This is a genomic window from Spiribacter salilacus (assembly GCF_009649225.1).
GTDB classification, from domain to species: domain Bacteria; phylum Pseudomonadota; class Gammaproteobacteria; order Nitrococcales; family Nitrococcaceae; genus Spiribacter; species Spiribacter salilacus.
Window position 1 is genome coordinate 300565 of record NZ_WJPP01000002.1, and the last position, 18983, is coordinate 319547.

Annotated in this window: 18 protein-coding genes; 9 read left to right on the forward strand and 9 right to left on the reverse strand. The window is 54.6% G+C overall.

Annotated features, from left to right (window positions below):
- Positions 1-38: 38 nt before the first annotated feature.
- Both aspS and GH984_RS04415 read right to left on the reverse strand, forming a co-directional pair.
- Positions 39-1817: an aspartate--tRNA ligase gene (gene aspS / locus GH984_RS04410; RefSeq protein WP_153718989.1), complete on the reverse strand. Its 1779-nt coding sequence runs from the start codon at positions 1815-1817 to the stop codon at positions 39-41.
- Between the two features lie 327 nt (positions 1818-2144).
- Positions 2145-2414, reverse strand: a complete 270-nt coding sequence (locus GH984_RS04415; protein ID WP_369691956.1) for an FmdB family zinc ribbon protein — start codon at positions 2412-2414, stop codon at positions 2145-2147.
- 77 nt (positions 2415-2491) lie between these two features.
- On the opposite strand from GH984_RS04415, the gene GH984_RS04420 reads away from it, so the two are divergent.
- Genes GH984_RS04420 through GH984_RS04430 form a run of 3 tightly spaced genes read left to right on the forward strand, consistent with a single transcriptional unit; the run spans position 2492 to position 5210 of the window.
- Complete coding sequence (locus GH984_RS04420) at positions 2492-3139, forward strand: DUF1614 domain-containing protein (protein WP_153718991.1); 648 nt, start codon at positions 2492-2494, stop codon at positions 3137-3139.
- A gap of 26 nt (positions 3140-3165) precedes the next feature.
- Positions 3166-4365, forward strand: a complete 1200-nt coding sequence (locus tag GH984_RS04425) for a M24 family metallopeptidase (protein ID WP_153718992.1) — start codon at positions 3166-3168, stop codon at positions 4363-4365.
- Positions 4365-5210: an SDR family NAD(P)-dependent oxidoreductase gene (locus GH984_RS04430; RefSeq protein WP_153718993.1), complete on the forward strand. Its 846-nt coding sequence runs from the start codon at positions 4365-4367 to the stop codon at positions 5208-5210. The genes GH984_RS04425 and GH984_RS04430 overlap by 1 nt, the downstream gene beginning before the upstream one ends.
- Here GH984_RS04430 and clpB read toward each other — a convergent pair.
- From clpB to rluD, 3 genes are all read right to left on the reverse strand, one after another.
- Positions 5207-7789, reverse strand: coding sequence for an ATP-dependent chaperone ClpB (clpB, locus tag GH984_RS04435; protein WP_153718994.1), 2583 nt, complete (start codon positions 7787-7789; stop codon positions 5207-5209). The genes GH984_RS04430 and clpB overlap by 4 nt on opposite strands.
- Positions 7790-7861: 72 nt before the next feature.
- The gene (gene pgeF / locus GH984_RS04440) at positions 7862-8578 is read right to left on the reverse strand and encodes a peptidoglycan editing factor PgeF (RefSeq protein WP_369691935.1); all 717 of its coding nucleotides are present in this window, start codon (positions 8576-8578) and stop codon (positions 7862-7864) included.
- Positions 8559-9521 (reverse strand): 23S rRNA pseudouridine(1911/1915/1917) synthase RluD, encoded by a 963-nt coding sequence (gene rluD, locus GH984_RS04445; protein WP_253939118.1) that lies wholly within the window; start codon positions 9519-9521, stop codon positions 8559-8561. The genes pgeF and rluD overlap by 20 nt, the downstream gene beginning before the upstream one ends.
- Before the next feature lie 40 nt (positions 9522-9561).
- On the opposite strand from rluD, the gene GH984_RS04450 reads away from it, so the two are divergent.
- Positions 9562-10452: an outer membrane protein assembly factor BamD gene (locus GH984_RS04450; protein ID WP_153718997.1), complete on the forward strand. Its 891-nt coding sequence runs from the start codon at positions 9562-9564 to the stop codon at positions 10450-10452.
- Here the strand turns inward: GH984_RS04450 and GH984_RS04455 are convergent, their stop codons facing one another.
- Genes GH984_RS04455 through sucC form a run of 4 tightly spaced genes read right to left on the reverse strand, consistent with a single transcriptional unit; the run spans position 10453 to position 14495 of the window.
- Positions 10453-10791, reverse strand: coding sequence for a P-II family nitrogen regulator (locus GH984_RS04455; protein ID WP_153718998.1), 339 nt, complete (start codon positions 10789-10791; stop codon positions 10453-10455).
- Entirely contained in the window at positions 10788-12428 is a 1641-nt protein-coding gene (locus tag GH984_RS04460; protein WP_153718999.1) for an NAD+ synthase, read from the reverse strand. Before GH984_RS04460 ends, GH984_RS04455 begins: the two co-directional genes overlap by 4 nt.
- A 19-nt stretch (positions 12429-12447) precedes the next feature.
- The gene (gene sucD, locus GH984_RS04465) at positions 12448-13320 is read right to left on the reverse strand and encodes a succinate--CoA ligase subunit alpha (RefSeq protein WP_153719000.1); all 873 of its coding nucleotides are present in this window, start codon (positions 13318-13320) and stop codon (positions 12448-12450) included.
- The gene (gene sucC, locus GH984_RS04470) at positions 13317-14495 is read right to left on the reverse strand and encodes an ADP-forming succinate--CoA ligase subunit beta (protein ID WP_153719001.1); all 1179 of its coding nucleotides are present in this window, start codon (positions 14493-14495) and stop codon (positions 13317-13319) included. The genes sucD and sucC overlap by 4 nt, the downstream gene beginning before the upstream one ends.
- 199 nt (positions 14496-14694) lie before the next feature.
- Here sucC and GH984_RS11030 point away from each other — a divergent pair, with 199 nt between their 5' ends.
- The 5 genes from GH984_RS11030 to GH984_RS04495 all read left to right on the forward strand — a co-directional run bounded on the left by GH984_RS11030 (position 14695) and on the right by GH984_RS04495 (position 18983).
- Complete coding sequence (locus GH984_RS11030) at positions 14695-15174, forward strand: pilin (RefSeq protein ID WP_153719002.1); 480 nt, start codon at positions 14695-14697, stop codon at positions 15172-15174.
- Positions 15164-15922 carry a TadE/TadG family type IV pilus assembly protein gene (locus GH984_RS04480; protein ID WP_153719003.1) on the forward strand — a complete coding sequence of 253 codons (759 nt, stop codon included), beginning with the start codon at positions 15164-15166 and terminating at the stop codon, positions 15920-15922. The genes GH984_RS11030 and GH984_RS04480 overlap by 11 nt, the downstream gene beginning before the upstream one ends.
- Positions 15923-16012: 90 nt before the next feature.
- Complete coding sequence (locus tag GH984_RS04485; RefSeq protein WP_153719004.1) at positions 16013-17023, forward strand: TRAP transporter substrate-binding protein; 1011 nt, start codon at positions 16013-16015, stop codon at positions 17021-17023.
- Positions 17024-17115: 92 nt separating this feature from the next.
- Positions 17116-17694 carry a TRAP transporter small permease gene (locus GH984_RS04490; RefSeq protein WP_369691936.1) on the forward strand — a complete coding sequence of 193 codons (579 nt, stop codon included), beginning with the start codon at positions 17116-17118 and terminating at the stop codon, positions 17692-17694.
- Between the two features lie 5 nt (positions 17695-17699).
- Positions 17700-18983 carry a TRAP transporter large permease gene (locus GH984_RS04495; protein WP_153719005.1) on the forward strand — a complete coding sequence of 428 codons (1284 nt, stop codon included), beginning with the start codon at positions 17700-17702 and terminating at the stop codon, positions 18981-18983.

Below are 18983 nucleotides of genomic sequence, written 5' to 3' on the forward strand. Positions count from 1 at the left end.
GAAAGGTTTACCACTTTTTAGTTAGAAAGTCGAAAAAATTAACCCTTTAAAATCGGGTTTACCCGAATGTGTAGATCGTTTAACGCTGCTGCATCAACTGCTGCGGGTGCTTCTGTCAGCAAACACGCCCCCGTTTGCGTTTTAGGGAAGGCCATCACATCTCGAATGGAGCCTGCGCCGGTCATCAACATAATGATGCGATCAAGCCCAAAGGCAATGCCGCCATGCGGCGGGGCGCCGTAGTCAAGCGCATCCAATAAGAAGCCAAATTTCTCCTGTGCTTCTGCCTGATCAATACCCAGCCGTGCAAACACGGCAGACTGCATCTCAGGGCGATGAATACGAATGGATCCCCCACCTAACTCCGTACCATTTAGGACTAAATCATAGGCACGAGATAGCAGGGCTTCTGGGTCTGCAGATTCAAAGGCTTCTACCGAGTCAACCTGCGGCGCTGTAAACGGATGATGCAGGGCGTAAAAGCGGCCATCCGCCTCGTCATACTCAAACATCGGGAAATCAAGCACCCACACCGGCCGCCATTCATCGGCCACCAGGTTTAAGTCATGCCCCACCTGCACGCGCAATGCGGCCAGCGCGTCGTTCACGACTTTTGCTTTGTCAGCGCCAAAGAAAATCAGATCCCCCGCCTGCGCGCCCGTGCGCTGCAGAATTTCAGCAATTGCCGACTCCGGTAGGAATTTCAAAATGGGCGACTGTAGGCCCTCGGCGCCTAGCGATGGATCGTTCACCTTAATGTAGGCAAGCCCCTTGGCCCCGTAGCGGCCCACAAACTGGGTGTATTCATCAATTTGCTTACGCGTAAGCGCGTTGCCACCTGGCACTTTTAGCGCGGCCACACGCCCACGGGGGTCGTTTGCTGGGCCAGAGAACACTTTAAATTCCACATCGGCTAGCAGATCGCCCACGCTTACCAGCTCCATAGGAATGCGTAGATCCGGCCGATCAATACCAAACCGCTCTACGGCCTCGGCATACGTCATACGCGGGAAGGGATCAGGCAGCTCAATACCCGCCACCTCTGCCATGAGCTCACGCACCATCTTCTCGACCAGCCCAGTAATGCCTGCCTCATCCATAAATGAGGTTTCGATATCCAGCTGTGTAAACTCGGGCTGACGATCAGCGCGCAAATCTTCATCACGAAAACAGCGCACAATTTGGTAATAACGGTCAAAGCCCGACATCATCAACAGCTGCTTAAAGAGCTGCGGCGACTGAGGCAATGCATAAAAGCTGCCCGCATGCAGTCGGCTTGGCACTAAAAAGTCGCGCGCGCCCTCAGGCGTGGCCCGGGTAAGCATGGGGGTTTCAATATCAACAAAGCCCTGATCATCGAGAAAACGATGCATAAAGCCCGTAACCTGCGCGCGTTTGCGCAAGTTATGCTGCATTTCGGGCCGGCGTAAATCGATATAGCGATGGCGCAAGCGAACATCTTCACCCACCCCGTCTTCATCCAGCTGGAAAGGCGGCGTTTTAGCCTCGTTGAGCACCTCAACTTCCAGCCCCAGCACCTCAACTTGACCAGAGCGCAGCGTGGTATTGATGGTGCCTTCAGGCCGCGCCCTAACCCGGCCTTTAATTTTCAGCACCCACTCGGGCCGCACGCGATCGGCCGTAGCAAAGGCTGCTTCACGATCAGGATCAAACACCACCTGCAGCAAACCTTCTCGGTCACGCAGATCAATAAAGATAACGCCACCATGATCACGCCGCCGATGCACCCACCCGCAAACTTCTACTTCTTGATCAAGTAAACCCTCAGAAACTTCGCCGCAATAGTGGGTGCGCATGACTTGAAAACCGCCTTTGACAAAAGCCCAAATGTTAAGGGGTGAGACGGGGGAAGGGAAGGGGGAACTGGCAGTTATTAGTGTTTCGGGGTTGGGGTTGGGGTTGGGTTGGGTTGGGTTGGGGTTGGGGTTGGGGTTGGGGTTGGGGTTGGGGTTGGGGTAGTGCTAGTCAGGCCTCTAGGAAAATTTATGCAGATTGAGAATCGCTCTGCCAATTTGCATGAATTTACCTAGGGGCTGAAGTGGTAGTCCCCACCTGCACTGTTGCGGCGGTCATCTTTTGTAAAGAAGCACTTTATGATCGTGAAATCTTCAAGCGCTAGCCGCCTATTTGTCTGACTTCGCCGGCTTATCTGCCTTCTTGGCAGGCTTATCCGCCTTGGGTTTATTTTCGCCGGCAATGTTGCGGCGGTTATCTTTTTTAAAGTCGGTTTCATACCAGCCACCGCCCTTAAGGCGAAAGGCAGCGGCGGAAATTTTGCGCTCTAGCGCAGCGGCGCCGCAGGCAGGGCAATCGGTGAGTGGCTCATCACTCATCCCCTGGATGGCTTCCAATTCATGATCGCAGCTTTTGCAAACATATTCGTAAATCGGCACTGAACGTTCCTCACTCAACAGTTAACCATCATGGAATTGGAATAGTTTAGCCTGTTCCGTGGCAGAATGAGCAGTCTATGCAGTTTATTGGCGCTATTTTTCTATTTGCACTGCTCTTTGCGCTCATCCAAGTTGGCGTATTGACCATTGCGTTTGACAAACTCGGGCTCTCGCAAGGCTCAGCCATGTTGTTACTCATCAGCTCCATTGTGGGCAGCACCATTAATTTGCCCCTGTTTACTATTGATGCCACACGCGCGCCAGACCCCGCTTGGCAGCAACGGCTGCGCTGGATGAACGCGTTAGGGCGTAATCTGCAAGAGGGTAAAGTCTTAATTGCCATTAACGTGGGCGGCGGGCTGATTCCGATTGCGTTTTCGTTGTATTTGCTGCGCCACAACCCCCTACCGGCGTTTATTGTGCTGATTGCCATCGCCATCCAGTCGGGTATTTGTTACTGGAGCAGTCGGCCTGTACCGGGCCTAGGCATCGGCATGCCCATTTTAATTGCACCGATTGCCGCCGCGGTGATTGCGGTAACGTTATATACCGAGGGCAGCGCACCATTAGCTTACATTTGCGGCACTTTAGGGGTATTAATTGGGGCTGATTTAATGCGCTTAAAAGATGTGCGGGCGCTGGGCTCTCCGCTGGCCTCTATTGGTGGGGCGGGCACATTTGATGGGGTTTTCATTACCGGCATCGTTGCCGTACTACTGGCTTGAGTCAACAATAACAATAGGAGCCTGAAATGGATTTTAATCAATATCGTGACGTGCTGGCTGAGCGCGTAGGGCGGCTTGAGCTGCCATTTGCTGAAAGCGAATATGCCGCGCGCCGCGCCGCCGTTGATGCGGCCATGCAAGCAGCGGGGCTCGATGCACTGTTGGTAACCGATGCGGCCGATATTTGTTATTTGACTGGCTACAACACCTTTGAGGTGTCTGTGCATACCGCCTTGCTCTTGGGTGCTGGGCGCGCGCTGTTGCAAGTGCCCTCTATCGAAACCGGCCCGGCTGTGACCACCGCCCGGGTTGATCAAGTCTTTGGTTATCGCTGGGAAGGGGCCGATAGCGCAGTCCGCCAAATGGCAGAAATGCTAAGTGACTTACAGCTTCGCCAAGCAAGGCTGGGCACCGATAACTGGGGGCCAGCACTACGCAATGGTTTTCGTGATGGCCTAGCCAGCGCGCTGCCCACCCTCTCTCTAGCCGATGCCTCAGGGCTTGTAGATGCCATCAAAATCGTAAAAAGCGAGGCTGAAATTGCAATGCTTAGGCAAAGCGCTAGCATTACCGAAGCCGGCATTCAGGCAGCAGAAGCGGGCATACAACCGGGCGTAACCGATCAGCACATCGCCGCGCTCGGCTCAGCGGCCATGATTGAGGCCGGCGGTGAGTTTATGAGCTTACAGCCCATCGTTACCACGGGCTGGCGCTCCAGTGTAATTCATTGCAATCACCAACGGCACACGGTCAACAACGGCGACCCCGTCTTTTTAGAATTTGGCGCCGCCTGGCATCGTTACACCGCGCCGATGATGCGCACCCGTGTTGCCGGTACACCCACCGCCGAAATGCAAACCATGGCCGCCGCCATCCGCGATATTCATGCCGCTTTGCTCGAGCACATGCGCCCTAACCAAACCATTGATGCCGCCGCGGCCGCCGCCGATGCGGCGCTGGCGCCGGTGTCAGATCAGGCCTTTTTCTCAGGGGTTTATGGCTATGCCGTGGGCATTCAATTTCCGCCGTCTTGGGTGGAGGGATCAGGCTATATTGCTCGCGGCATCGAGCAGCCCTTTGTGGAGAATATGGTGTTCCACTTACCGTTGATGCTGCGAGTGCCTGGGCAGTGGGGCATTGGCTTAAGTAATACGGTGCGCGTGACCGCGAATGGCGGTGAGCCGCTTACGCATAATGATCTACAGCTCAAGGGCAGCGCCGGGTAATGAGTGATGCCGCTAATCGTCGCGTTATCTTAATCACCGGTTGCTCTTCGGGCATTGGGCGCCACTGCGCCTTGGCCTTGCAACAGCGCGGCTGGCGGGTGTTTGCCTCCGCCCGGCAACACCAAGATGTCGATGCCCTAATCGATGCAGGCTTGAGCGATGCGCTGCATTTAGATGTGGATGATCAAGCCAGTGTGGAAAAAGCCGTTGCCCATGTGCTTGCACAAACTCATGGCCGACTGGATGCCATCTTTAATAACGCGGGTTATGGCCAGCCCGGGGCGCTGGAAGATTTACCGCGCGAGGCACTGCGCGAGCAGTTTGAAACCAATGTAATTGGTGCACATTCGCTAACGCGTGCCGTGCTGCCCACCATGCGGGCGCAAGGCTTTGGGCGCATTGTGCAGCATTCTTCAGTACTGGGTTTTATTGCTCTGCCGTGGCGCGGTGCCTACAACGCCTCAAAATACGCGCTGGAGGGGCTAACCGATACCCTGCGGCATGAGCTGCGCGGCAGTGGGGTTGAGGCAGTGCTCATTCAAACCGGCCCGGTCACCAGCCGCTTTCGTGCCAATGGCTGGCAGAAATTTCAGCGCTGGGTAAATGTTGATAGCAGCGTGCATCAAAGCGCTTACCACAAGGTAATTGAACGGCTTGAAAGTGATGGGGAGCCGCCATTTACGCTGGGCGCTGAGGCGGTTTTTCGCAAGCTAGTCCTCGCGCTGGAATCCAGCCAGCCCAAGCCACGCTATCACGTCACCCTGCCCACACATCTGTTTAAAGGGCTCAAGCGCGCACTGCCCACGCGCGCGCTTGATAGCGTGTTGCGCTGGGTCAACGGTTAACGGCTAAAGGTCAGCTCCCGCTGCTCATCCGTGCCGCTCACATCCACTCGAATGGTATCGCCGGCTTGGAATTCGCCCGCCAAAATCCGCTGCGCCAGCACATTTTCTACCCGCTGCTGGAGCACCCGCTTTAACGGTCGTGCGCCATAAGTGGGGTCAAAGCCCGCCTCGCCAATCATATCGAGCGCGGCATCGCTGAGCTCAAGGCCCATGTCTGCATCACGCAGGCGATCGGCTAAGTAGCGCACCTGTATTTCACTGATTCGGCGAATTTGCTCACGCTCCAGCGGATGGAACACCACCACATCATCAACTCGGTTGATGAACTCGGGGCGGAAGTGCTGCGAGACCACGCCCATGACTTGGCGCTTCATCTCGTCATACTGCGCCTCGCCTGCATGCTCTTGAATCAGATGCGAGCCCAAATTGGAGGTCATCACAATTACGGTGTTTCTAAAATCTACCGTGCGCCCATGGCTATCGGTTAGCCGGCCATCATCAAGCACCTGCAAGAGGATGTTAAAGACATCGGCATGAGCCTTTTCCACCTCATCCAGCAGCAGCACTGAGTAAGGCTTGCGCCGCACCGCTTCGGTGAGATAACCGCCTTCCTCATAGCCCACATAACCGGGAGGCGCCCCAATCAGCCGGGCTACGGAATGCTTTTCCATAAACTCTGACATATCGATGCGCACCATGGCCTCTTCAGTATCAAAGAGAAAATGGGCCAGCGTTTTGCATAGCTCAGTCTTACCCACACCCGTTGGGCCGAGGAATAAAAACGAGCCATTGGGCCGATTAGGATCAGACAGCCCCGCGCGTGAGCGGCGAATGGCATTCGATACCGCTTGCACCGCCTCGGTTTGACCAATCACCCGTTCGCTTAAGGCCTCTTCCATGCGCAGTAGCTTGTCACGCTCGCCTTCGAGCATTTTTGAGACAGGGATGCCTGTCCACTTTGCCACCACCTCGGCCACTTCTTCATCGGTAACGCTGCTACGCAGCAGGGTCATGGGCGTAGACTCTGCGCTGCCGGCGGCCTCCAGTTGCTGCTCTAGCTCAGGAATACGGCCATATTGCAGCTCAGACATGCGCCCCAAATCACCGGCTCGGCGAGCGGTTTCTAGCTCTAGGCGCGCTTTTTCTAAGCTTTCCTTAATGCCTTGGGTGCCTTCCACCGCGGCCTTTTCGGCTGTCCAGACTGATTCAAGCGATTCGTATTCCTTCTCAATATCCGCAATTTCTTGCTCAAGCGTGGCCAGCCGTTTGCGCGATGCCTCATCCGTTTCTTTATTCAGCGCCTCGCGCTCAATTTTTAACTGAATCAGCCGCCGCTCTAGCCTGTCCATGACCTCGGGCTTCGAGTCGATTTCAATACGGATACGGCTGGCCGCCTCATCAATCAAATCAATGGCCTTATCGGGCAGTTTGCGGTCGGTAATATACCGATGCGATAAAGTGGCCGCGCTCACAATGGCTGGGTCAGTAATTTCCACACCATGATGCACTTCGTAGCGCTCTTTTAAGCCGCGCAAAATAGCCACGGTGTCTTCTACGCTCGGCTCATCGACTAGCACTTTTTGGAAGCGTCGCTCCAGCGCGGCATCTTTTTCGATGTTGGTGCGGTACTCATCTAAGGTGGTCGCGCCAATGCAATGCAGCTCGCCGCGCGCCAGCGCGGGCTTGAGCATATTGCCGGCATCCATCGAGCCTTCGGCTTTACCCGCGCCCACGATGGTATGAATCTCATCAATAAATAAGATGATCTGCCCTTCTTGTTTAGACAGATCCTTCAACACGCCTTTCATGCGCTCTTCAAATTCGCCCCGGTATTTGGCGCCAGCCACCATGGCACCCATATCTAGCGACAGCACACGCTTATCTTTTAGCGCCTCTGGCACCTCGCCATTAATAATCCGCTGGGCAAGGCCTTCAACAATGGCGGTTTTACCCACGCCCGGCTCACCGATGAGTACCGGATTATTTTTGGTACGACGCTGCAACACCTGAATGGTGCGACGAATCTCTTCATCTCGGCCGATCACCGGATCAAGCTTGCCCTGCTCGGCGCGCTCGGTCAGATCAATTGTAAATTTCTCTAGCGCCTGGCGCTGATCTTCGGCATTGGGGTCGTTCACCGCCTCACCGCCACGTTGGGCTTCGATGGCCCGTTCAATGGCTGCACGATCGGCACCGGCTGTGCGCAATAACTCGGCCGCACGGCTACGGTTGTCATCAAGCAAGGCCAGAGCGAATAATTCGCTGGAGATATACTGATCACCGCGTTGTTGCGCGAGTTTGTCAGTAAGATTTAATACCCGGCCAAGGTCATTGGATAGATGCACCTCGCCCCCGGCACCAGACACGGTGGGCAGCCGATCTAACCCTTCGCCCAGCTGAGAGCGCAGCTGACTGACATTCACGCCCGCTTGTTTAAGCAATGGCCGAATGCCACCGCCAGTTTGGTCGAGCAAGCTCACCAATAGATGCTCCGGCTCTATCATTTGATGGTCTCGGCCCAGCGCTAAAGATTGCGCCTCGCCAATCGCCATCTGAAATTTTGTGGTCAATTTATCCATGCGCATTTGCAGCACTCCTCAGAAAAACCATTTGCGTTTGCTTATCTGAGATATGGGGGCGGGGTAAGCCAATTACAAATCAATGGCAATATAGGCAGCCGATCGCCCGGTTACCCCGTCACGCCGATAAGAGAAAAATTGCTGTGGATTGCTGGCCGTGCAGGCATGCGCCTGCTGAACCTGAGCAACGCCGGCCTGCTGCAAACGGCGGGCTGCGGCCTGAGAAAGATCTATGTGGCGTTTTTCTGAGCCCACCGACGGGGATGAAGCAGAATTTCCCTCAACGGCTTGCCATACCTCAGGGCCCACTTCATAAGCGGCCTTGCCAATGCACGGCCCAATCCAGGCCTGCAATTGAGGGGCAGACACCGGCAATGCCGCAATTGTTTGCTCAATCACCCCGGCGACTAAGCCACGCCAGCCCGCATGTACCGCCGCCACGCAGCCACCATTGGCTGCCGCCAACAAAATCGGTACGCAATCGGCCACTAACACGGCACAGACTACGCCAGGCTGATCGGTCCATACCGCATCCGCTTGGGTTTTATCAGAGATCACCTGATCGGCGCTGACCACCTGATGCCCATGCACCTGCGACAGCCAACGTGGCGGCATGGCCAGGTCGGCTGTTGCCAATAATCGTGCTCGATTTTCCATCACCGCCTGTGGGTCGTCGCCCACATGTATGCCGAGGTTTAGCGATGCGTAGGGGCCTTGGCTTACGCCACCTTCACGGCAGGTAAACCCCGCCCGCACGGGCAAAGCCCAATCAGGATGAATGAACACCACGCAACACCTCCAGTAACTGGGCAAAGTCGGCCGGCATGGGCGCCTCCCACCGGCAGGTTTCACCCGTTTGTGGATGGATTAAGGTGAGCGCCTCGGCATGCAGTGCTTGGCGCGAAAAACTCCGTAACGCCTGATTAATCGTTTCATCACCCCCTGGGGGCAGGCGTAAGCGGCCGCCATACAGCGGATCGCCCACAATCGGGTGCTGAATCGATGCCATATGCACCCTAATTTGATGGGTTCGGCCCGACTCTAACTTGCACCGTAACAAAGTATGGGCGGCAAAGCGCTCGACCATTCGGTAATGCGTAACGGCCGGTTTGCCATCATTCCGCACCGCCATGCGCAGGCGATCACGCGGGTGGCGGCCCAGCGGGGCATCTACCGTACCACCGGCGGTAAACTGACCATTCACTAAGGCTAAATATTCTCGGCCCATGCTGCGGGTTTGTAACTGCTCAACTAAGGCAGCATGCGCCGTTAGCGTTTTGGCCACCACCATTAAGCCCGTGGTATCGCGATCTAGCCGATGCACAATACCCGAGCGCGGAATGGCCGCTAGGCTGGGGGCATGATGGAGCAGCGCATTTTGCAGCGTGCCATCGGGATTACCCGCGCCCGGGTGTACAACCAGCCCCGCGGGCTTATTGAGCACCAAAACATCATCATCTTCTGCCACTACATCAAGTGGAATTGATTCCGCTAAAACCGGGCCTTCTTGTTCCAGCTCTGCATCAATCACAATATGCTCACCACCTTGCACCGGCGTACGCCCTTTAGGCGAGGTATCGTCCACAACCAACATGCCGGCCTTAAGCCAGCGCTGCAGTCGTGCGCGAGAATACTCCGGAAAAAGCGTGGCCAACGCTTGGTCAAGACGCTGCCCAGCCGATTCTTGCGGTATCACGGCTTCGCGGTGGATGCGGAACTGATCACTTTTCAATAGACTGTCCATTCTTTAAAGATAACGAGATGAGTTTGCCATGACGCGCGCTTTCATACTGCTTCTTGTTGCTGTTTTTCTAACCGGGTGTGCCGGTGGTACCACGATTAACGCCTTACGAGATTCAGACGCCGATACCATTTACGAAGCGGCCTCAGCTGCGATGAACCGTGGCGACTGGCAAACCGCCATCGAGCGCTTAGAGCTATTGCAGGCGCAATATCCATTTGGCCCCGAAGCCACGCAAGCCCAGCTTGATGTGATCTATACCTATTATCGCAGCGGCGATGTGGCCTCGGCCGTGGCAGCGGCTGAGCGTTTTAGGCGCATTAACCCGCGGCATGAAGCGGTGCCCTACACCTGGTACATGCAAGGTGTGGCGTTAGAAGAGCAGGGCGAAGATGTCATTAAACGCTTCTTTAATATTGATATGGCACAGCGTGACCCGCGCCCGCGTGAACTAGCGTTTGATGCCTTTCAAACCGTCATCGATCGATATCCTGACACTCAATATGCAGACGATTCCAGAGAACGCATTAACGCCATTTATGAAGAAAGTGCCCGTCATGAGCTGGCCATTGCTGAGTTCTATGTGGGCCTAGAAGCCTGGGTGGCTGCTGCTCGACGCGCCACCTTCGTCATTGACAATTACCCCGGCACCGCCGCGCTTGAGCGCGCCGCAGACATCCTTGAGCGTTCTTACCGAGCACTTGAGCTAAATGACTTAGCTGAAAATCTCGCTTCTGTGCGTAAACAAGGTTTTGCGCAAGAGATAGCTGACCCCACCCTGCCGAGCACGGAGTCAGGCGAGGCAACGCCCGCTATTCCCGGCTTAGATAATGGCGGCCGCCCGGCACCCCGCCCCGGCACTGAGGGCCGAGATGAAGAGCCAGTGCCACCAGGGCCAACGGAAATGCCAAGCCCGCTTTAGTTAGAGTGCCTGCTCGTTTTCATCGCCGGTGCGAATACGGATAACCCGCTCTACCGGGCTGACAAAGACTTTGCCATCACCAATTTTGCCGGTGTTAGCCGCTTTAATGATGGCCTCGACCACGGGTTCTACCACGTCGTCTGGCACAACCACCTCAACCCGCATTTTAGGTAAAAAATCAACCACATATTCGGCGCCACGATAGAGCTCTGTATGGCCTTTTTGCCGCCCAAAGCCTTTAACCTCCGTTACCGTCATACCGGTAATACCAACCTCAGCAATGGCCTCGCGGACATCATCGAGCTTAAATGGCTTAATGATTGCTTCAACTTTCTTCATGAAACCTCCGATTGAAATTCAAAGCCGGACGTAATCGGATAACGCCGATCACGGCCAAAGGCTTTAGTGGTGACCTTAACGCCAGGCGCGGCCTGACGTCGCTTGTATTCATTACGATGGAGCAATCGCACCACTCGCTCAACGGTTTCTTTGGCATGCCCAAAGGCAACAATCTCATCAATGCCCGCGTCTTCTTCAACATACGCCGCTAAAATGGCATCAAGCTCAGCGTAGTCTGGCAGGCTATCGGTGTCTTTTTGATCAGGCGCCAGTTCGGCACTTGGCGGTCGGGTCAAAATATTCTCAGGAATGACGGTATCACTGAGGTTTCGATAATAAGCCAACCGATAGACTTCTGTTTTGAAAATATCCTTCAGTGGTGAAAACCCGCCCACCATATCGCCGTAAAGTGTTGCGTAGCCCACCGCCATTTCGCTTTTATTGCCAGTCGCTAAAACCAAACCACCCAGTTTGTTTGATATGGCCATCAGCAAGGTACCACGAATGCGCGATTGCAGATTTTCTTCGGCAACATCGGGCGCTCTGCCTGCAAAAACCGGGGCAAGATCTTCCGTAAATTGATTAAAGATCGACTCAATGGCAATCACGTCGTAACGCACGCCGAGCGCCTCAGCCAGTGCTTTGGCATCCGTTTCGCTCATTGCTGAGGTGTAGCGCGTGGGCATCATCACACAATGCACGCGCTCTGGGCCCAGGGCATCGGCCGCAATACAGGCAACAAGCGCCGAGTCGATACCGCCGGAAAGCCCAATCACCACGCCCGGGAAGCGATTTTTCTCAATATAATCGCGCACGCCCCACACCAGGGCTTCGTAAACAACGGCCTCTGCCGATAAATCGGGCTCGATTTCGCCTTCTAAAGGCTGCCAGCGGTTGTGAATTTGGCGCAAAACCACCGGATACAACCCGGTTTGAAAGCGCGGCGCACGCACCATCAAATCGCCATTGCCATCGAATGCGCAAGAGCCACCGTCGTAAACCACTTCATCTTGGCCGCCGGCCATATTGCAGTAGATTATCGGCAACCCTGACTCGCCAATACGATCACGCAACACCGACTCTCGCGCGCTGGCTTTATGCTGATCAAATGGTGATGCGTTAATGTTCACAACCACATCGGCCCCGGCTTGGGCAGCCGCCTCAATGGGGCCACGGTGCCAGCTGTCTTCACAAACGGTGATTGCGACTTGGCAGCCGTTAATCTCAACCACGCAGGGCTGGTTGCCAGGCGAGAAATATCGCAAATCATCAAACACACCGTAGGTGGGCAGCTCATGCTTGGCATAGCGCCCAATCACCGCGCCATCACGAATCACCAGCGCTGCATTAAACAATTGGCCATCAATTAGTTCTGGCGCCCCCACAATCACGGTGATGCCCGTGAGCTCTGCGCAGATGCGCTGCACCTGACGCTCTACGGCCGCAATAAAATCAGGACGAAGTAATAGATCATCCGGCGGATAGCCGGTAAGTGCGAGTTCGGGAAAGCAAACGGCATCGGCACCGATGCCATCCCTCGCCTCAACTGCTGCATCGATGATGGCGGAGGCATTCCCCCGCACATCACCCACCAGCAAATTGAGCTGGGCCATTGCCAGACAGAGTGTGCCCTCCATTAGGGCTGAATACTCATCACTAGCCGGTAAAGCAGTCGCTAACGCGCTGACCGATTTCTGCCGGCGAGCGTACCGTTGCTACTCCAGCGCGCTCCAGCGCCGCAAACTTATCTGCTGCTGTTCCCTTGCCGCCACTAATAATGGCGCCGGCATGCCCCATGCGTTTTCCAGGCGGTGCCGTGACGCCCGCAATGTAGGCCACCACGGGCTTACGCACATTGGCTTGGATGTACTCAGCGGCCTCTTCTTCAGCCGTACCGCCAATCTCACCCACCATCACAATGCCCTTGGTTTGACGATCGGCCTCAAACTGCTCGATCACATCAATAAAGTTCATGCCGTGAATGGGGTCGCCACCAATGCCCACACAGGTGCTCTGCCCCATACCAATATCGGTGGTCTGCTTAACGGCCTCGTAGGTTAGCGTGCCTGAGCGAGAAACAATGCCGATGGAGCCTGGCTTGTGAATGTGCCCGGGCATAATGCCAATTTTGCATTCACCTGGGGTGATCACGCCGGGGCAGTTGGGTCCGATTAAGGTGGCATCGTAAAAATCTAACGCCGCTTTAACCTTCAGCATATCCAACACCGGAATACCCTCGGTAATGCAGGCAATCACCTTAATGCCGGCTTCAGCCGCCTCAAGAATTGCATCGGCAGCAAAGGCCGCCGGTACGTAAATCATCGAGGCATTAGCACCGGTTTGATCAACGGCATCACGCACTGTGTCAAACACAGGGCGGTCTAAATGCGACTGGCCACCGCGACCTGGCGTTGTACCGCCAACTACGTTGGTTCCATAAGCAATGCACTGCTCAGCGTGAAAGCTGCCCTGCTTGCCTGTGAAGCCCTGAACGATGACCTTGGTGTTCTTGTCCACCAGAATACTCATGCGGATTCCCTCTGTACTGCGCCGACTACTTTTTTAGCCCCGTCGGTTAAATTTTCGGCAGGAATGATGTCAAGACCACTTTGCTCGAGCAGTTGTTTACCCTGCTCTACATTGGTTCCTTCAAGCCTTACCACCACCGGCACCTTAATGCCGACCTCTTTAACCGCGGCAATCACACCCTCGGCAATCATGTCGCAACGGACGATGCCGCCAAAAATATTGACCAAGATGCCTTTAACATCGGGGCTCGAGGAGATAATTTTGAACGCCTCAGTAACTCGTTCCTTATTCGTGCCACCCCCCACATCGAGAAAGTTGGCTGGCTCCCCACCGTGCAGTTTAATCACGTCCATTGTGGCCATCGCCAGCCCCGCACCATTCACCATGCAGCCAATGTTGCCGTCGAGCGTGATGTAGTTCAGGCCATGCTCAGCAGCCGCCACTTCGGTTTCGTCTTCCTGTGAGGGATCACGCATTTCCGCAATTTCGGCCTGCCGATTAACCTCGATAGCATTGTCATCGACATTAATTTTGGCATCGAGCGCCAGTAACGTGTCATCGCCCGTTACGATAAGCGGGTTGATTTCAACCAGGCCTAGATCTCGCTCTTCAAAGCAGCGGTAAAGCCCCTGCATGATCACGGTAAGCTGCTTAATTTGCGCCGGCGTTAGCCCTAAGGCAAAGCCCATTTGACGGCACTGATACGGCTGCAAACCCGCTACAGGGTTAACCCGTACCGTGATGATTTTTTCTGGCTCGGTAGCGGCAACCTCTTCAATATCCATACCGCCAGCGGCTGAGCCCATAAAGACAATGCGCTTGCTGGCCCGATCAACCAGTGCGCCTAAATAAATCTCGCGCGCAATATCCAGCCCTTCCTCGATCATGATCGAGTTGATGGGCATGCCATGCTCGTCTGTTTGATGCGTTACCAAACGCGTGCCCAGCAGCTCGTCGGTAAATGCGGCTACATCTGCCACACTTTTGGCGATTTTTACGCCACCGGCCTTGCCGCGCCCACCGGCGTGCACTTGCGCTTTAACTACCCAGACCGAGCCACCCAGCTTTTCAGCAGCGGCCTTTGCCTCTGCCGCTGAGCGGACCACAATACCTCTGGGGATGGGAATGCCATATTGGCTGAAGATATGCTTCGCCTGAAACTCATGCAGATTCATCGACTCTCCGCCCTATTCGAAAAAGTGCGCGTATTCTCCCCCATTCTGGCCATCGGTTCAAAAATTGTCGCACTGCACGATAAAACATCCGCTTGTCGGATTCCTCAATTTACCCCTAAAACTGTGACGCAACCCGCAGTCACCCCCTTGTTTTATCAGGCGAAATGCAATCTCCACATGACTTTTTTAGGAGATTCACATGCAGCACCACACACCCCGCACCCAACGCGGCTTTACGCTTATTGAACTGATGATTGTGGTTGCCATTGTCGGCATCCTCGCCAGCATCGCCATACCCGCCTACTCGGACTACACCGTGCGCGCGAAAGTGACCGAAGCGGTTGCGGCGGCGGGAGCGATAAAAACAAGCGTGGCCGATTATTACTACGCGAATGGCGAGTTGCCTATTTCGAATAGCGCGGCAGGGCTAGGAATCGCGAGTGACTATTCAACAGACGTTATTGATGGCATCACGATAGAGGACGGCAGTGCCGCTGACGTTGAGGAAGGCACCATCAAAGTAAACTTTAAAGCCTTTGATACCGGCGTCACCGCTGGTGATTATCTTCTCTTTATTCCTGATAACTCAGGACTGTCTCTAACTTGGAGCTGTGAGGCAGCGAGCGGAGCAGCAACCCTCCCCGACCAATACGCCCCTGCCAGCTGCCGTGGCAGTTGATCGACTGATAACCCTAATCCAACTCAGTGGCGGGCGGCGGCGGTCGCCCGGCCACAACCAAAACACTGCCCGTGCTAACGCGGGCAGCTTAATGCTAGAAACGCTAATCGGTCTGTCTGTGGTGCTACTGCTGGGTCTATCGGTGGTGCAGTGGGCGTTTGTTTACGAGGCTCGGGCCGTTGTAAGCCATGCAACCTACATGGCGGCGCGCTCAGGGGCAGTTAACGAAGCTAAAACTGGGCCCATGCGCATTGCGTTTGCGCGAACAATAACGCCGCTATTTGCGCCTGAACCCAGTACATTCGGATTTGAGCAGCGTTTTCTTGGCAAAAGTTCAATAGAAGCCACTCTGTACACCCGATTGCGCATCCTTAATCCAACCAAAGAAGCCTTTACAGACTTTGGCATTACCGATTCGCAGGGGCAATTTGTACTGCCCTTTAGCCACCTAAAAACTGAGCCAGAAACCCCGGGGCCCGCCAGCGGCTTGAGCATTTACGATGCCACCTTATTAAGGGTAGAAGTCACTTACGGAGTTCCGCTCAATGTGCCCTTCGCTGGGCCAATGATTATCCAGTCTGCCCTAGCTGCGGGGCGCATTTTCAGCCATTTCGATGCTTATGAAACGGCTTTACTCAGCCAAAATCGTCTGCCCATTCAAACAACCTCAACCGTGCGGCTACACACAAACGCACTGCCGAATAGCACAATACCCACGCGCTCTGAGGTCGAGTCGCAGATCAATTGATGGGTTGACCGACGATAGACCGCAAGCTAGCCTCAACTTAGGCTGTCAAAACCCTTGGCAGAAAAATCAAAAATTATAGGAGACTCTTTTATGAAGTCATCCAAGATCTTTACGTCCGCCGCCATCGGCGCCTTAGCGCTAGGTATGTCGGCTGCAGCTCTTGCAGATAACTGGCGCTTTGCGCACGAAGAATTTGAAGGCGACGTGCAAGATGTTTTTGCTCTGGCCTTTAAAGATCACATCGAAGCTAACTCTGACAACACCGTGCAGGTGTTTCGTTTTGGCGAGCTTGGTGAGTCTGACGACATTCTAGAGCAGGCCCAGGCCGGTATTCTGGAGTTTGTTAACCAGTCGCCCGGGTTCAGTGGCGCATGGCTGCCCGCCGCGCAGATCTTTTTTGTGCCCTACCTCTTGCCTACAGATCAAGAGACCGTGTTGGAGTTCTTCGACTCCAGTGTCGCCATCAACGAGATGTTTCCAGAGCTCTATGCCGAACATAATTTAGAGCTGCTGAAAATGTATCCAGAGGGCGAAATGGTCGTAACCGCTGATGAGCCAGTAACCAGCCCTGAGGAGTTTTCTGGCAAGCGGATTCGCGTGATGACCAACCCCTTGCTGTCTGAAACCTACAACGCATTTGGCGCCACTCCAACGCCACTGCCTTGGGGTGAGGTTTATGGCGGCTTGCAGACGGGCCTGATTGATGGCCAAGAGAACCCCATCTTTTGGATTGAATCCGGCGGTCTGTACGAAGTATCACCCAACCTGATCTTCACGGGGCATGGCTGGTTCACCACGGCAGCAATGGCTAACAAAGACTTCTTTGATGGCCTTTCTGCAGATGAGCAACAGCTCATCCGTGATGCCGCTGATACCGCCTATGCACAAACCATGGAGCATATTTCGGGATTGGCAGACGAGGCATTAGAGAAAATCCTCGCCGCATCTGATGAGGTTACCGTTACCCGTCTAACCGAAGAGCAAATCGACTCCTTCCGCGCCCGCGCGGATCAGGTTGAGGCCGCTTATTTGGACATGACCGGTGACAACGGTGCCATGCTGCTTGAGCAGTTTAAGGCTGATCTTGAGGCCGTGCAGTAATCTGCCAAGCCTCTTTGGCCCATGGTAATCACCAGGGGGGCGACCCGATACCGGGCTCGCCCCTTTTTGTTACCCACCGGGGGAGATAACCCGTGAATGATGAAGAAGCAGAAAAAAATTATCGCTCAGGTTTGCCCGGGTTTCTGGGGGTAATCGACACCGGCATCAGCCGTTTTGAAGCCTTTATGCTCGGCTTTGGTGTCTTGCTAATGGCCGTCAATACGGTGGCTAACGTGCTTGCCCGCTTTCTTCTTGGTGAGAGCATTTTCTTTTCAGGCGAAATTAACCGAATTCTGATCATTTTGATCACCTTCGCGGGCATTGGTTATGCCGCAAGGCATGGCCGCCATATTCGGATGTCTGCCATTTACGATGCATTCCCGGTAGCCGGGCGTAAAGCGATTATGATCACCATCGCGTTTATCACCGCCATCGCCATGTTTTTCCTGTGCTACTACTCAATCGGTTTTATTATCACCATGGAATCTCGCGGGCGCGTCTTACCCGCACTAAACCTGCCCATTTGGTGGATCTACGTGTGGGTACCGGTCGGATTTGGCATTACCGGTATTCAGTATTTACTCACCGCCATAAAGAACATCACCAGCAAAGATGTTTATCTCTCCACAGCCATGGTAGATGGCTATAGCGACACAGAAACTGAGGTGTAGCAGCCATGGCAGTCATTATGTTCTCAGTAATGGTGGGGCTTTTACTCATTGGATTTCCAATGATGGTACCGCTCATCGCTGGCGCGGTGATCGGGTTTGTCATGATGTTCAACGGGTTTGGGCAAATGGAAACGCTCATTCAGCAGATCGTGGCGGGCATCCGCCCGGCCTCTTTGATCGCTGTGCCCATGTTTATTCTGGCGGCAGACATTATGACTCGCGGTCACTCCGCCGAACGACTCATCAATATGGTGATGGCCTTCATCGGCCACATTAAAGGCGGCCTGGCTGTCAGTACCGCTGCCTCTTGCACCCTATTTGGCGCCGTGTCTGGATCTACCCAGGCCACCGTGGTTGCGGTTGGCTCACCCTTACGGCCCAAAATGCTCAAAGCTGGCTACTCAGACTCCTTCACGCTGGCGCTCATCATCAACTCCAGCGACATCGCATTCTTAATTCCGCCCAGCATCGGCATGATTGTGTATGGGGTAATTTCAGAGACCTCAATCGGCGAGCTGTTTATTGCCGGCATCGGCCCTGGCTTAATGATTTTGCTGATGTTCTCTTTGTATTGCGTTATTTACGCCTACATTAAAGACGTTCCCACCGAAGAAAAAACGAGTTGGGGAGAGCGGCTGGTTGCCGTGCGTCAGGCACTCTGGCCGCTCGGCTTTCCCCTCATTATCGTGGGTGGCATTTACGGCGGCATCTTTAGCCCCACAGAGGCGGCCGCCGTTTGCGTGCTTTATGCCTTTATTTTGGAATTTATTGTTTTTCGATCGCTGCAGTCCAAAGAAATCTGGGCCATCGCCAAGTCCACCGGCCTAATCACGGCCGTTGTGTTCATTTTGGTGGGTGTAGGTAACGGGTTCTCATGGATCATCTCGTTTGCCCAAATCCCGCAGGCGGTTTTAGAAGCCGTGGGCATTAACGAGGCAGGCCCCACCGGCGTGCTGATTGCCATTTGTGTGGCGTTTTTTATTGCCTGCATGTTCGTTGACCCCATCGTTGTTATCTTGGTGCTTACGCCTATCTTTATGCCCGCAATTGCGGCCACGGGGCTTGACCCTGTGCTGGTGGGTATTTTGATTACGCTACAGGTGGCCATTGGCTCGGCAACGCCACCGTTTGGTTGCGACATCTTTACGGCCATTGCGATTTTTAAACGCCCCTATTGGGAGGTGATACGCAGTACGCCGCCGTTTATCTTTATGCTGGTTCTCTCGGCCGCGCTGCTGATTATGTTTCCGCAGATTGCATTGGGCCTGCGCGACTTGATGTTCAATTAA

What these genes read in the sequence shown, in the direction of transcription:
- GH984_RS04495 (WP_153719005.1), top strand. Translation starts at nt 17,700, where the DNA reads ATGGCAGTCATTATGTTCTCAGTAATGGTGGGGCTTTTACTCATTGGA.
- GH984_RS04430 (WP_153718993.1), top strand. Translation starts at nt 4,365, where the DNA reads ATGAGTGATGCCGCTAATCGTCGCGTTATCTTAATCACCGGTTGCTCT.
- sucD (WP_153719000.1), bottom strand. Translation starts at nt 13,320, where the DNA reads ATGAGTATTCTGGTGGACAAGAACACCAAGGTCATCGTTCAGGGCTTC.
- GH984_RS04420 (WP_153718991.1), top strand. Translation starts at nt 2,492, where the DNA reads ATGCAGTTTATTGGCGCTATTTTTCTATTTGCACTGCTCTTTGCGCTC.
- GH984_RS04485 (WP_153719004.1), top strand. Translation starts at nt 16,013, where the DNA reads ATGAAGTCATCCAAGATCTTTACGTCCGCCGCCATCGGCGCCTTAGCG.
- clpB (WP_153718994.1), bottom strand. Translation starts at nt 7,789, where the DNA reads ATGGATAAATTGACCACAAAATTTCAGATGGCGATTGGCGAGGCGCAA.
- aspS (WP_153718989.1), bottom strand. Translation starts at nt 1,817, where the DNA reads ATGCGCACCCACTATTGCGGCGAAGTTTCTGAGGGTTTACTTGATCAA.
- GH984_RS04460 (WP_153718999.1), bottom strand. Translation starts at nt 12,428, where the DNA reads ATGGAGGGCACACTCTGTCTGGCAATGGCCCAGCTCAATTTGCTGGTG.
- sucC (WP_153719001.1), bottom strand. Translation starts at nt 14,495, where the DNA reads ATGAATCTGCATGAGTTTCAGGCGAAGCATATCTTCAGCCAATATGGC.
- GH984_RS11030 (WP_153719002.1), top strand. Translation starts at nt 14,695, where the DNA reads ATGCAGCACCACACACCCCGCACCCAACGCGGCTTTACGCTTATTGAA.
- GH984_RS04455 (WP_153718998.1), bottom strand. Translation starts at nt 10,791, where the DNA reads ATGAAGAAAGTTGAAGCAATCATTAAGCCATTTAAGCTCGATGATGTC.
- GH984_RS04425 (WP_153718992.1), top strand. Translation starts at nt 3,166, where the DNA reads ATGGATTTTAATCAATATCGTGACGTGCTGGCTGAGCGCGTAGGGCGG.
- GH984_RS04450 (WP_153718997.1), top strand. Translation starts at nt 9,562, where the DNA reads ATGACGCGCGCTTTCATACTGCTTCTTGTTGCTGTTTTTCTAACCGGG.